This is a genomic window from Paenibacillus piscarius (genome assembly GCF_022234545.1).
GTDB classification, from domain to species: domain Bacteria; phylum Bacillota; class Bacilli; order Paenibacillales; family Paenibacillaceae; genus Paenibacillus_AQ; species Paenibacillus_AQ piscarius.
Window position 1 is genome coordinate 37569 of sequence record NZ_JAIEUI010000001.1, and the last position, 12936, is coordinate 50504.

Here is a 12936-nt window from a genome sequence, read left to right on the forward strand (position 1 = left end):
GACATATTCTGTTTAGTCCCGGTTGCCCAGGAACATCAGGATCAGACGGATCAGCTCAAGCAGCGAGACGAGTGCGGCTGCCACATAGGTGAGGGCGGCGGCATTCAGTACCTTGGCGACCCCGCGTTCTTCTTCGTGGCGGATGAAGCCCTGCTGAAGCATGATCTTGCGTGCACGGCTGCTGGCATTGAACTCGACCGGCAGAGTGACCAGCTGGAAGGCCACGGCAGCGGAGAAGAAGATAATGCCCAGCCCGATCAGGTTAAATGAGCTGAAGATGAAGCCGGCCAGCAGCATGAAGGGGGCGACCCCGGAAGCGAAGTTCACCGCCGGGAACATCCGGTGGCGGAGCGTCAGCATCGGGTAATGCTCCTTGTGCTGAATGGCGTGGCCGATCTCATGGCAAGCCACAGATACTGCGGCAATCGAGCTGTCGTAATACACCGGCTCGGACAGCCGGACAACCCGGTGAATCGGGTCGTAGTGGTCGGTCAGGGTGCCCTGCACCGGTTCGATCGGGACATCGTAGAGCCCGTTCGCATCCAGCATCCGGCGGGCAGCTTCATAACCGGTCAGCCCGTTCAGGTTCGGCACCTTCGACCATTTCTTGAAGTTGCCTTTGACCCTGAACTGGGCCCATATAGATAAGATAAAAGCGGCAGCTAGCAGTACATACATTAAGGCCATCATATACTCTCATTCCTCCATAATTAGATATAAGCTCTTACATTGGCGGCCCCTGCATCAGCAGAAGACGAATCGCTTCCATACAGGCAACGCCCTGGGGAAGCAGCGCGGCCAGCGCCCGGTTGGCCTGTCCCGGCTTCAGCCCGTGGATCACGGGCTCCAGCGCCCGGACCTCCCGTTCAAGCTGCTGCATCTGCATCTCCAGCTGGACCAGCTTGCCGGAGACTTCGGCTTCGGGTGTGGCGGAATTCCATTTGCCCATCAGGGATTTGATCTCTTCCAATGTATATTTCTCTTGCTTAAGCTGATTAATACGTTCCAGATTGGCTAAGGTTTCATGACTGTACAGACGGTAATTCTTCATGCTTCTGGATTCGGGCGAAATCAGCCCGAGCTTCGTATAATAATCAATCGTGCGCTCACTGATGCCGGCCGCCTTGGCCAGCTCTCCAATCCGGTATAGGGTCATATCTCCAAGTTCCTCACCTCGCTACATAAGTCTGGCTGAACTACTGCCGCTTACTATTATTAAGGATATAACTAATCATATCAAATCGGAAACCGTACAGTCAAACGTCACACTTACTTAAAGTATATGCCGGGATTCTGAAAAGATTCGGTTGGTCTTTTATTTATAAATATCACACAATGTGTCATATATAACTTCTTTAAATTCATAATTAGTTACATAATGCAGTGCTTAAAGATTATTGTTCGAGGAGGCATGTTTACTAAGCTCAATTAATAAAAATACATTAAACTACGAGAAAGCAGGCTAAAATGCTGTATGCGCTTGCATATGCGGGGCCGAAAACCGCAGGGAAGCGTACACAGAATATAAAATAAAGTTTTCGAAAAAATAGTCTTGTCAATTTACCTGACTTCTGATTATAATGACATTAAGAGTTTCACGCTTTGTTAGAAAATATAACATTGGGGAGTGGGGTACAATATGAAAAAAAAGATGTTGATGATGTTCCTGGCCATGGTTACGCTCATGATCTATCCGGTCAGCGCCTTCGCAGCTGAAGGTCCGGCTGCACCGGATCTGCAGATCGGTCTGGACACCGCATTTACGTTCCTGGCATTTATCCTTGTTTTCTTCATGCAATCCGGCTTCGCATTACTGGAAGCAGGTTCGGTCCGGATGAAGAATGCCGGCCACGTGGCCGGTAAGACGGTACTGACACTGGCGATTGCCAGCTTGTGCTTCTGGGCACTGGGCTTCGGTCTCGGCTTCGGGAACGGCAACGGCTTCATCGGAACAACAGGCTTCTTCTACGGCGGCGATTCAACAGCCTCCGCCTTTGAATCCCTGGCCTTCTCCGATGTCACGCTGAATACGAAATTCCTGTTCCAAATGGCATTTGCCGCTGTATCCCTGGCGATTGTCTCCGGCGGTATGGCTGAACGTGCTAAACTAAGTGTGTATATTATCTTCGGCATTCTCTTCTCGGTTGTGATCTATCCGGTTGTAGCTCACTGGGTATGGGGCGGCGGCTGGCTGGCAGAGCTGAGCATGCAGGATTACGCAGGTTCGACCGTAGTCCATCTCACAGGTGCGACGGCGGCGGTTGTGGCGACGATCCTATTGAAGCCCCGTCTCGGCAAGTTCAACAAAGAAGGCAAGCCGGTCATTATTCCTGGTCATAACCAGGTATTCACCGTACTCGGTGTTATCATTCTCTGGTTCGGCTGGTTTGGCTTCAACCCGGGCAGTGCGCTCTCTCCTATGGGCGGATTCTTCGGACACGTTGCACTCACTACGAACATTGCGGCAGCAGCGGGCGGTCTGGCTGCGCTGGTAGCTTCCTGGCTGTACTTTGGCAAATCGGATATTCCGGCTATGCTGAACGGCGTACTGGCAGCACTCGTAGCTATTACCGGTGCCTGTGCCTTCGTAGAGCCTTGGGCGGCCATCATTATCGGTCTGGTTGCCGGTGCGTTCACCTTCATGACTTCCCAGTGGCTGGAGCGTGCAGGACTGGATGATCCGATCTATGCCTTCTCCGTACATGGTATCGCCGGAATGTGGGGCGCATTGTCCACAGGTCTCTTCGCAGCACCGGATCTGATTGAGCAAGGCGGACTTGTGGGTAAAGCCGGCCTGTTCTACGGCGGCGGCTTGCACCAGCTCGGCGTTCAGGCGCTTGGTGTAGTCGGAACCTTTGTCTTCGTGGCAGTAGCATCCTTCATCATCCTGTATGTCATGAAGCTGGTCATGGGTATCCGTGTTACCGAGGAAGAAGAATTGATGGGGCTGGATATCAGTGAGCACGGTACCTACGGTTATCCTGAGCAGATGAAGCTGATCACAGATTCCGAATCCAAAACCCTTAAACAATAATAATCGTTCATACAGGTTGGGAGGCGGACCGAGTGGCTTCGTTGGCGGCAGCAGATTGGAACGAAGAAGAAACATATCTATCCATCGTAACAGCCGGTTCGCCTGAGGAGCTAAGAGCAAGGCGCACTGCCTGCCAGCAGGTTCTCCTGCAGCAGTTGAATGTAATTCCGGTCGAGGAATGGATGTACCGGGTCAACGCAATGCATGATCAGCTGGCAAGAACAGCGGTACGCATATGTGAGGCGCAGATGAAGGAGGCAGGCTACGGCCTGCCTCCCTGCGCTTATTCCTTCATCGTATTCGGCAGCGCAGGCCGGCAGGAGGCGACGCTGTGGAGCGATCAGGATAACGGGCTGATTGTAGCGGAGGAGCTGGAGGGGGACCGGCAGGCTTATTTCGAAGCATTCGGCATCAGGCTCTCCGGGATGCTCGAAGTCATCGGGTACGAGAAATGTGACGGCAGGGTGATGTGCTCTGAGCCCCTGTGGCGGAAGTCGCTGGCTGAGTGGAAGCGGCAGCTGGCAGATTGGGGTGAGCAGCTGGAATGGGAGCCTGTGCGTTACCTGATTATTGCTTCGGACATGCGCCATGTGGCTGGCAGTGCTGAATTGTCAGCCCAGTGGAGAGAGGCGCTGCACGCCGGGTTTGCGGACAATAGCGCGCTGATGACGGCGGTGCTGCGCAACACTGTCCGCCATAAGGCGACGCTGAACCTGCTCGGGCAGGTTCTTACGGAGCGGTTCGGCGATAATGCCGGCGGTTTCGATGTCAAATACGGGCTCTATATTCCGCTCGTGAATATTGTCCGGCATTGGTCGCTGCTCCACGGAATCGGTGATACTTCAACTTTGAAGCGGCTTGGGCAGCTTGAGCGGCTGGCAGAGCCGGGCCAATACAAGCATCTCCCGGAGATCCGGCAGGCTTGCCTGACCGCCTTGAGGATGCGCGTGAATACGCCGTACACCTGGACGGACGGGCTGCTTGCGAGCAGCGATTATTATGCCGAGCAAGACCTGAAGAACAAGCAGCTCAGAGCCGAGCTGCGGGAGAGTCTGCTGCTGATCAGACGTCTGCACAAGGCGCTGCAGCGTCAGCTCCGGTCAGCGGAAAGGAGACAGCCATGAAGGAGCCGAACAAGGGCGGAGGATTCTGGAACAATCTGAGACAAGGCGGAATGCCGTCGGCCATTGCCTCGATAAGGGGCGGGGAATCGGCGCAGCAGACTGCCCAGCAGATGGCCTTCATCCGTTCGCTGATGCGCGAGAAGCGCCGGCCGGAAGTGCTGCATACTCCGCTCTCGGAGCTTGAGACGGTGATCTTTGATCTGGAGACCACCGGCTTCTCCCATCAGGGCGGCGACGAGATTATGTCCTTCGGTGCAATCCGGGTCGTTGGGGAAGAGATTAAGGAAGAGGAATGCTTCTATACCCTGGTGAAGTGCGGGGCTGTCATTCCTGAGCATATTACCCGGCTGACGGGGATTTCAGCAGAGATGACCTCGGCCGCGCCGCCGCTCATGGACGGGCTGCATAATTTCATGTCCTTTGTCGGCCAACGGGTGCTGGTGGCCCACGGGAGCGCCCATGACAAGGCCTTCCTGAATGCGGCCTTATGGAAGACCTCTAAGGTCCAGCTCACCCACCGCGTGCTGGATACGATGATGCTGGCCCGCTGGCTGGAGCCGCACCGGAGTAATTACACGCTGGATGAGCTGCTGGCTATCCACGAGATCCCTATTGTCGGCCGTCACCATGCGCTTGAGGATGCCAGAATGACCGCGAAGCTGTGGACTAAGTATATCCGCCAGATCCTGCAGAAGGGTCAGGTGGATACACTTGGAGACTTGTACGCGTATCTGAGCAGAACTTAAGGAAGGGAGGGCAGGCAGCGGGTCAGGCGCTACGTTATGCATTGTCCTTAGGGGCATTGCAATGCCGCCCGCTGCGGCAGCGCCAGCAGTTATCCGCGGGGTTCCCCTGCGTGTACTGGTGGGCAGATGCTTCCCCAGCGTCTGCTGTATGGAGCTCTCCGGGCTTACCGGCCGGGGGATTTCCCTGGTATGCTGTCAGCTTTACCCCTCTCTCTTCATGGGATTTCGTCTATGACGGAATCCTCTTTTTTTTGTTTCATGCTGAATGTCTGTAAATAGAACGTTTGAAACTGGAGGCGGCGGGGGTACAATAGAGAGAAATCCCCCAAGTAAAGGAACTGACTCCAATGAAAGCAGTCCGTATACGAAATATAGCGGTCCTGGTTCTGATTGCCGGTCTGGCCGCCTTCACCATAGCCTATAAAGTGAAATCTGAGCCGCAGGCTGTCCCTGCCATGCAGCAGGCCGCAGAGCAGGAGAGCGGCGCTTATGCAGGCCGGAAGGCTCCATCCTTCATGCTGGAGGAAGGCGGCAAGCAGTATAAGGTGGATGGGCCGAGGGAGAAGGCGGTCATTCTGAACTTCTGGGCCTCCTGGTGCGACCCCTGCAAGCAGGAAGCGCCTGAGCTGAACAAGCTGGCGATGAAATACAGCGAAGTGCTGGATGTCTACGGAATTAACGTAACCAGCCAGGATTACAAGCCTAACGCCGAACGGTTCGTGAAGAAGTATATGCTGACTTTTCCGGTGATGTATGACCTGAAGGGGCAAATCTTCGATAAGTATAACGGGGCTGTGTTCCCGACCAATGTCCTGATTGACAAGAATGGCGTGGTCAGCGAGGTGATTCTGGGTGTTCTAAGCAGCGAGGAGCTGGAAAAAAAGATCATCGCACTCACCGGCTCCTAAGACTCACAAGCCGCCATGAACGGCAAGAAGCCCTCCAAAGGCGGATTCACTCCCGCTTCCGGAGGGCTTTGTGTTATGTGATGATAAGGAAAATGAAACGCTTAGTGATTCACCAGTCCTCTAGGCTCGCTGGTGTCACTCTCCTGATCCAGTGAGATCTGCCCGAGCAGGGCATAACGCATGGAATCGACCAGGGCCTCCCAGCTCGCTTCAATCACATTGCTGGATACGCCTACCGTATTCCAGGTGTCGCCGTAGTCCTTGGATTCGATCAGCACACGGACCTTCGCTGCGGTCTGATCCTGCTCGTCGAGGACGCGCACCTTATAGTCAGAGAGGTGCATGTCCTTGAGCTGCGGGAAATAGGTCTGCAGCGCCTTGCGCAGTGCGTTATCCAGCGCGTTGACCGGCCCGTTGCCTTCTGCGGCGGTGTACAGGCTCTGTCCGCCGACCTTCAGCTTGACGAAGGCTTCGGAGACTACCGACCGGCCGGCGGTCTTCTCCACCAGCATCTTGAAGGACTCGAAGGTGAACAATTCGTTCATCTCGCCGGTCGCTTCCCGCAGCAGCAGTTCAAGCGAAGCGTCAGCGCCTTCGAACTGGTATCCCTGATGCTCCAGATCCTTGATCTTATCGATCACCTTGCGGGCCTGCTCGCTGCTCGGATCAAGGTTCAGCCCCATTTCCTGGGCCTTGGACAGCACATTGCTCTGTCCTGCCAGCTCAGAGACCAGCACCCGCTGCTTGTTGCCGACCAGCTCAGGGACGATGTGCTCATAGGTGCGCGAATCACGCAGAATCGCTGAGACATGGATACCGCCCTTGTGGGCGAATGCGGCCGCTCCGACATACGGCTGGTTCACCGGCATGTTCACATTGGCAACCTCACTGATGTACCGGGCCGTGTTGGTGAGCTGCGGCAAGGAGTCTCCCGGGATACAGTGGTAGCCCATCTTGAGCTGCAGCGTCGGGATGATGGAGCACAGGTTAGCATTGCCGCAGCGCTCGCCGTAGCCATTGATCGTCCCCTGAACCTGGCGGGCACCGGCCCCGATGGCGCTTAAGGTATTGGCAACCGCAAGCTCGCAGTCGTTATGGGTGTGAATGCCGAGCGCAGCTCCAGGCAGGGCGATGCCAACGGCCGATACAATGTCATGGATCTCCTGCGGCAGGGTTCCGCCGTTCGTGTCGCACATGACGAGCCAGTCAGCCCCCGCTTCACGGGCGCGGGTGAGCACGGCTGCCGCATAATCGGGATTGTTCTTGAAGCCGTCGAAGAAATGCTCCGCATCGAAGATGACCTCAAGTCCCTTTCGCTTCAGGAAGGCGATGGAATCGCCGATCATGGCGAGATTCTCCTCCAGCGTGGTTTGCAGTGCGGTATGCACATGGAAGTCCCACGACTTGCCGACCAGCGTGGCTGCCGGAACGCCGGCAGCGATGAGCCGCTGCAGTCCCTCGTCCTGCTCAGTCACCGTGTTCTTGCGCCGGGTGCTGCCGAAGGCGGTAATTTTGGCGTTCAGATGAAGCTCCTTGACTCTTGCGAAGAATTCGATGTCCTTGTTATTGCTTCCCGGATTGCCGCCTTCAATATAATGGACACCCAGATCATCCAGTTTCCTGGCAATCTTCAGCTTGTCATCCGCCGACAGACTGATCCCTTCGCCTTGAGTGCCGTCGCGCAGGGTAGTATCGAAGATAGAGATAGACTTAGACATGAGTGTCCTCCTAAAAAAGTTTGTGGTTACACGTATATGAAATTAATTTTTATATTATAGCATTTTTGCGCGGGAAAGTAACAAAGAACTTTTCGGCCGGCTCCCGGCTTGTGCCCGGGGGCTCTGTTGACCGTCCTGCCGGGTAGAGGTATGCTGAACATAATCATGGATGAAACCGGGGGATGAGCCCTGAAGATAAGAAGGTAGATACCATGCAGAATGTGGATCAATATTATCCGGCAAGCGGCAGGGTAATCCTGCATGTGGACATGAACGCGTTCTATTGTTCGGTGCACGAAGCGGAAGACCCGGAGCATTATAAAGGCAAGGCTACAGCCGTGGCCGGCAGCGTAGAGGCCAGGCGGGGAATCATTGTTACCTGCTCCTATGCAGCGCGGAGGTTGGGCATCTCTACCGGTATGCAGGTGCAGAGGGCGCTGCGGATCTGCCCGGATTTAATTCTGATTAAGCCGGACTTCCATTTGTACCGCAAGTACTCGAAGGCCTTCATGCAGATTGCCTACAGCTATACACCGCTGCTTGAAGCAGTCTCGATTGATGAGTGTTACCTCGATATTACCGGTTCCCGCCAGTTCGGGACTCCGCTTGAGATCGCTGAAGCGATACAGAGGCGGATCTTGGAAGAGCTGGGTCTGCCCTGCTCCGTCGGCATTGCCCCGAACAAGCTGCTGGCGAAGATCGCTTCCGATCTGAAGAAGCCGAGCGGCATCTCGGTGCTGCGGCTGCGCGATGTGCCGTCCGTGCTATGGGAGAAGCCCTGTAACGACATGTTCGGCATCGGGGCCAAGACGGCGGAGAAGCTGCGGAAGCTGGGGATCTACAGCATCGGACAGCTCGCAGCAGCGGATGAGGCCATGCTGACCGGGCATTTCGGCGTGCTGGGCTCCTGGCTGAAGCGGGCGGGCAACGGGATCGATCACGGGGCAGTGAACCCGGAACGTGAACAGAGCAAATCCATCGGGCACACGACCACCCTGCCGCATGATGTAATAGGACTGGCGGAGGCGCGTCCGATCCTGCTGAATCTCAGCGATCAGGTGGCCCGGAGGCTGCGGAAGCAGGGACTGGTTGCAGCGGGCGTACAGCTGACCATCCGTACCCCGGACATGAAGACGATCACCCGCTCACGGCAGCTTGAAGCACCCACAGAGAGTGCGGAGGATATCTACAAAGCCGCCTGCGACCAGTTCGCGCGGCATTGGAAGGGCGAGAAGCCGGTGCGGCTGCTGGGGGTGACGCTGCAGGGCCTGACACCGAAAGAGGAATCTGCCATCCAGCTCGACCTGTTCGACTATGAGCGGCAGCCGAAGAAGGAGTCACTGAATAAAGCGATGGACATGCTCCGCAACAAGTTCGGCGAGAATGCGGTGCTGACCGCAGGGATGCTCAGCGACAGCCATTCGGCGCGGCTGCGGAACCATAAGGAGCGCGGAACCTCGCTGCAAAAGGACAATCTCGGCGGCGCCGGACAGGATGCCAAAGAATAAGGCAATAATGTCAACACATTCAAAATGCATTGAAATTGTATTCTATTTATATTAATATGAGACAAATAACAGGCTGCTGCTGCAGGCTGTATTGTTCAAGCGGGAGGCAAAGATAATAATGGCTAAGTACACCTGGGTCGAGAAGGACACTTGCATCGCATGTGGTGCCTGTGGCGCGACGGCCCCTGATATTTTTGATTACGATGATGAAGGTTTGGCAGAAGTGATCTACGAGAATGACTGCAACCACGGCAATGTAGCGATCCCGGACGACCTGTTCGATGACCTGCAGGATTCGGCTGACGGCTGCCCTACAGACTCGATTAAGATTGCAGATACGCCGTTCAACAAAGAAGGGTAACACCAGCTTCCAATCATCCGAACCGGAATGTCAGGACCGTGCACAGGCTCGTTTCAAGCTCTGCAGGTTCCTGGCATCTACATAAAGACATCTCTTGACCGCAAAATTGCGGCTTGAGATGTCTTTTTTTGCCGCTTGTGCCGATATAGAATAGGAAATGATGAATACATAGTTTACCTATGGAGGCCAACGTGAAAAATTCTCAGCATCTCAAAGCCTATGTACAGATGCATCCGGATAATAAGATGGCATGGTACTTGCTGGGCAAGGAATATTATAAGAACGGCCAGTTCGGAAAAGCGAATTACTGTTTTAACCAGGCCGGTGAAGTGTATGAGGCCTTCGAGCGCAGCAAGGTGCCTGCGGAGATGCTGCGCGAGTATGAGAATGGGCTGCTGGAATCGGCCCGGGAACGGCAGCAGACCGGACTTAGGCGGCGGCGCGTGCTGCTAGCCCTTATGGTGCTTCTGCTGATGCTGATTCCCGCTGCCGTAGCACCGGGCTTCGGGCAGGGCGGAACGGCGGGGCCTGCCACTGAGGAAGCGGCTGTGCAGGCGGGAGGAGAGCCGCAGGCTGCCGGAGAGCAGCAGGAGCATCCGGAAGAACCGGCAAGTCTGGCCTTCACAGCGGTGGGGGCGGATGCAGCGGCCGGGGGGCAGGGGCTGGCAGCGCTGCTGCGCGGAGAGAAGACTCCTTCGGCCACCGCGCTGCTTGGCATGAAGCGCTCAGGCCAATGGCTGCTCTGGAAGAAGGGGCTTCCTCTGGCAGCCACTGTAGCCAGGCAGGGCAACGGGCGGGCGCTCTACCAGTCCTATGATCCCGCAGCCTGTGAATGTCAGCCGCCGGATGCGGCAGTCATTCAGAAGGAAGCCGGCAGGTGGCAGGATCGGCAGGAGGAGCTGGCGGTGCTCTGGAGCGCACTCCGTGCGTTCAAGAGCGCCAAGGGTTCACTTCCGGGCTCGCCGGCAGACCTTGTGAAGCCGTTCCCGGCGAATGTGCTGGGCGGGGTGACGCCGCGGATGAAGGAGGCATTCCCCGCGCTGCGTGCAGCCGCAGCCGCTTTGGAGGGAACGGCACCGCCCGCTGCGTCCCCGCCGCCGTCTGCGGCTCCGGGAAGCGCTGCCCCCGGTCAAGGCCAGGGCAGCGGAGCAGAGACGGCTGAGGGGGCGGAGCTGCCTTTTTTCCGGGAGCCGCTTAGGATTATGGTGGATAAACAAAAACACCGCCTGGCATTGGCCAGCGGCAATATCATCCTGCGGAACTATCCAGTAGGGCTTGGCGGAGATAAGACTCCTGAGGGTGAATTCGCGATTAGTGACAAGGTGGTGAACCCGAACGGGCGCGATAACGGAGAGTTCGGCAGCCGCGGGATGCAGCTCTCGGACAGCAATTATGCGATTCACGGGACGAATGAACCCGAAAGTATAGGCAAGGATGAGTCGCTGGGGTGCATACGGATGAGCCGGAAGGATATCGAGGAGCTGTTCGCTATGGTGCCGATGGGCACGAAGGTGACGATTACCGGGAAAGGGAGTCTGCCTGAGGAGCTGATCGTACCGGAGGAACGTTATCCTTCGGATTCACCCCGGAATCAGACCAACCCCCATAAAGTGTACCATTGGCTGAACTAATTCCCTGCGAAGATAAATAATACGACGATGAGCGCAATCAGCAGCACCAGACTGACACTGATCCACAGGATGGCTTTGCGGTTCACTTCTTCCTTCTTCTGCTGGAGTGTGGGAGGCTTGCGTTTCGTTGACATCTTGGTCACCCTACTTTCTCTCTTTATCTTCATTGCAGCACGCATCTCTATTTTAGTCTGGATGAAAAGACAAGTCTAGCAGCAATCTCCCGCCCGCCGGGCGAATGGAACACATGACATGGAAGGAAGTGATTCTTATGTCCAGGAAATCCAAAAATGCGGTTCCTGTGCTTCGCTACAAGTATGAGGGACCGCAGCGGAATATCGGGTTCACCGTCTCGCCGCTTATATTGAACGCAGCAAAGGATGTGCTTAAGCCGGAACAGATGCTGTTTATTTATGATGAGGACTTTGCGTACCTCCGGCCTGCCATCAGCAGGGCCTTTCCGTTCACCGATCCTGTCACTGGTGAAGAGCTGAACGCTCTGGACCCGTGCTGGGACAACCCGATTCCCAAGGACCGCTGGAGTGCGGTTCTGGCTGAACTCGACCAGGCCGGGGGAGCAGATCCTGAGCTGCGGAGGTTCGTACAGCAATTCACAGTCTGGGTAAGACATCAGCTGAAGCAGGCGGACGGCATCGAAATTACGGGCAATCTGTAATTGCCCAAAAAACTTTTCTTTTCCCCCGGAAACGGATAAAATTAAAAAGAAACCTATAGCTACGGGAGTCGTTATGTGAATTGTGCTTCCCTTGAAGGAGTGAGAATGGTGCTGTATCGGCATTTAGGCAAACCAATTTTCTTTAAAATGGACCCGGAGACAGCGCACCATCTCGTCATTAGCGGACTAAACAAGGCGGACCTGGTTCCCGGCGGAAGCGCGGCCATGCGGCTGATGTACGGTGTGCCGGAGACGGCGGACCTTGCGGTTGACCTGTTCGGGGTGCATTTCCCTACACCGGTTGGCCTGGCGGCCGGACTGGATAAGAACGCCGAAGCGGTAGGGGGCTTCTCGTCCATCGGCTTCGGATTTATGGAAGTGGGCACGGTGACCCCGGTAGGCCAGCCTGGCAATGACAGCCCCCGATTGTTCCGGCTGCTGCCGGATAAGGCACTCATCAACCGGATGGGCTTCAATAATGAAGGCGCCGAGGCGATGGCTCAGCGGCTGAGGAAGCTGAAGAAGCGCAGAATTCCGGTTGCGGTCAATATCGGGCGCAATAAGGTGACTCCAAATGAGTTGGCGCATGAGGATTACCGCCAGTGTATCCGTACGCTATATCCGTACGGTGATTTTTTTGTGGTCAATATCAGCTCGCCGAATACTCCGGATCTCCGCAGCCTTCAGCATGGCAGTGAGCTTGCCCATCTGCTGGCCCAGGTGAAGGAGGAAATGGCGCTGCAGCGTGAGAAGACCGGCGAGGCGAAGGGGCTGCTGGTCAAGATCGCCCCTGATGTCAGTGACGCCGAGCTGGAATATATGGTACATACCATCACGGAAGCCGGGATGGATGGCATTATTGCGACGAACACGACTCTCTCCCGCGAAGGGCTGCAGAGCGATAAGGCCGGTGAGACGGGCGGACTGAGCGGCCAGCCGCTGCGCGAGCGTTCGACGGAGATTATCCGCAGCATCTACAGACAGACGGGCGGCAAGCTGCCGATTATCGGGTCCGGCGGTATTTTTACAGCCCGGGAGGCTTATGACAAAATACGGGCCGGGGCCAGCCTGGTCGAAATTTATACAGCACTCATCTATGAAGGGCCGGAGGTTAACCGCAGAATTCATGCCGGATTGCGGCAGCTGCTGCGGCGGGACGGCTTCCGTCATCTCCTGGAAGCGGTGGGCGCTGATCATCATTGAAGGATGAATGGACAGGAGGACAAGGCG

The 12936-nt window shown here is 56.0% G+C and carries 13 protein-coding genes; 9 read left to right on the forward strand and 4 right to left on the reverse strand.

Annotated elements, in window-relative coordinates:
- Positions 1–12 precede the first annotated feature (12 nt).
- On the reverse strand, positions 13–687 hold the full coding sequence (locus tag K1558_RS00195; RefSeq protein WP_238649980.1) for a zinc metallopeptidase: 675 nt from the start codon (positions 685–687) through the stop codon (positions 13–15).
- 37 nt (positions 688–724) lie between these two features.
- Entirely contained in the window at positions 725–1156 is a 432-nt protein-coding gene (locus K1558_RS00200) for a MerR family transcriptional regulator (RefSeq protein WP_238649364.1), read from the reverse strand.
- Between the two features lie 483 nt (positions 1157–1639).
- Here K1558_RS00200 and K1558_RS00205 point away from each other — a divergent pair, with 483 nt between their 5' ends.
- The 4 genes from K1558_RS00205 to K1558_RS00220 all read left to right on the forward strand — a co-directional run bounded on the left by K1558_RS00205 (position 1640) and on the right by K1558_RS00220 (position 5812).
- Positions 1640–3034, forward strand: coding sequence for an ammonium transporter (locus K1558_RS00205; RefSeq protein ID WP_238649365.1), 1395 nt, complete (start codon positions 1640–1642; stop codon positions 3032–3034).
- A 32-nt stretch (positions 3035–3066) separates the two neighbouring features.
- On the forward strand, positions 3067–4158 hold the full coding sequence (locus K1558_RS00210; protein ID WP_238649366.1) for a DUF294 nucleotidyltransferase-like domain-containing protein: 1092 nt from the start codon (positions 3067–3069) through the stop codon (positions 4156–4158).
- Entirely contained in the window at positions 4155–4904 is a 750-nt protein-coding gene (locus tag K1558_RS00215; RefSeq protein ID WP_238649367.1) for a 3'-5' exonuclease, read from the forward strand. The genes K1558_RS00210 and K1558_RS00215 overlap by 4 nt, the downstream gene beginning before the upstream one ends.
- Before the next feature lie 347 nt (positions 4905–5251).
- Positions 5252–5812 carry a TlpA family protein disulfide reductase gene (locus tag K1558_RS00220; protein ID WP_238649368.1) on the forward strand — a complete coding sequence of 187 codons (561 nt, stop codon included), beginning with the start codon at positions 5252–5254 and terminating at the stop codon, positions 5810–5812.
- Between the two features lie 101 nt (positions 5813–5913).
- Here K1558_RS00220 and cimA read toward each other — a convergent pair whose 3' ends face one another.
- Positions 5914–7530, reverse strand: a complete 1617-nt coding sequence (cimA, locus tag K1558_RS00225; protein WP_238649369.1) for a citramalate synthase — start codon at positions 7528–7530, stop codon at positions 5914–5916.
- A 212-nt stretch (positions 7531–7742) separates the two neighbouring features.
- On the opposite strand from cimA, the gene K1558_RS00230 reads away from it, so the two are divergent.
- The 3 genes from K1558_RS00230 to K1558_RS00240 all read left to right on the forward strand — a co-directional run bounded on the left by K1558_RS00230 (position 7743) and on the right by K1558_RS00240 (position 11030).
- Complete coding sequence (locus K1558_RS00230; RefSeq protein WP_238649981.1) at positions 7743–9038, forward strand: DNA polymerase IV; 1296 nt, start codon at positions 7743–7745, stop codon at positions 9036–9038.
- Between the two features lie 118 nt (positions 9039–9156).
- Positions 9157–9399 (forward strand): ferredoxin, encoded by a 243-nt coding sequence (locus K1558_RS00235; protein WP_238649370.1) that lies wholly within the window; start codon positions 9157–9159, stop codon positions 9397–9399.
- Between the two features lie 191 nt (positions 9400–9590).
- Positions 9591–11030, forward strand: coding sequence for a L,D-transpeptidase family protein (locus K1558_RS00240; protein ID WP_238649371.1), 1440 nt, complete (start codon positions 9591–9593; stop codon positions 11028–11030).
- On the opposite strand, the gene K1558_RS00245 is transcribed toward K1558_RS00240, so the two are convergent.
- Positions 11027–11164, reverse strand: a complete 138-nt coding sequence (locus tag K1558_RS00245) for a hypothetical protein (RefSeq protein WP_238649372.1) — start codon at positions 11162–11164, stop codon at positions 11027–11029. The genes K1558_RS00240 and K1558_RS00245 overlap by 4 nt on opposite strands.
- 137 nt (positions 11165–11301) lie before the next feature.
- On the opposite strand from K1558_RS00245, the gene K1558_RS00250 reads away from it, so the two are divergent.
- Together K1558_RS00250 and K1558_RS00255 are read left to right on the forward strand one after the other, a co-directional pair.
- Positions 11302–11706: a hypothetical protein gene (locus tag K1558_RS00250; protein WP_238649373.1), complete on the forward strand. Its 405-nt coding sequence runs from the start codon at positions 11302–11304 to the stop codon at positions 11704–11706.
- Positions 11707–11814: 108 nt separating this feature from the next.
- Positions 11815–12909, forward strand: a complete 1095-nt coding sequence (locus K1558_RS00255; protein ID WP_238649982.1) for a quinone-dependent dihydroorotate dehydrogenase — start codon at positions 11815–11817, stop codon at positions 12907–12909.
- The last annotated feature ends 27 nt before the right edge of the window (positions 12910–12936 follow it).

Coding starts and splice junctions, on each gene's coding strand:
- cimA (WP_238649369.1), bottom strand. CDS start 7,530: ATGTCTAAGTCTATCTCTATCTTCGATACTACCCTGCGCGACGGCACT.
- K1558_RS00200 (WP_238649364.1), bottom strand. CDS start 1,156: ATGACCCTATACCGGATTGGAGAGCTGGCCAAGGCGGCCGGCATCAGT.
- K1558_RS00215 (WP_238649367.1), top strand. CDS start 4,155: ATGAAGGAGCCGAACAAGGGCGGAGGATTCTGGAACAATCTGAGACAA.
- K1558_RS00245 (WP_238649372.1), bottom strand. CDS start 11,164: ATGTCAACGAAACGCAAGCCTCCCACACTCCAGCAGAAGAAGGAAGAA.
- K1558_RS00205 (WP_238649365.1), top strand. CDS start 1,640: ATGAAAAAAAAGATGTTGATGATGTTCCTGGCCATGGTTACGCTCATG.
- K1558_RS00230 (WP_238649981.1), top strand. CDS start 7,743: ATGCAGAATGTGGATCAATATTATCCGGCAAGCGGCAGGGTAATCCTG.
- K1558_RS00250 (WP_238649373.1), top strand. CDS start 11,302: ATGTCCAGGAAATCCAAAAATGCGGTTCCTGTGCTTCGCTACAAGTAT.
- K1558_RS00195 (WP_238649980.1), bottom strand. CDS start 687: ATGGCCTTAATGTATGTACTGCTAGCTGCCGCTTTTATCTTATCTATA.
- K1558_RS00235 (WP_238649370.1), top strand. CDS start 9,157: ATGGCTAAGTACACCTGGGTCGAGAAGGACACTTGCATCGCATGTGGT.
- K1558_RS00220 (WP_238649368.1), top strand. CDS start 5,252: ATGAAAGCAGTCCGTATACGAAATATAGCGGTCCTGGTTCTGATTGCC.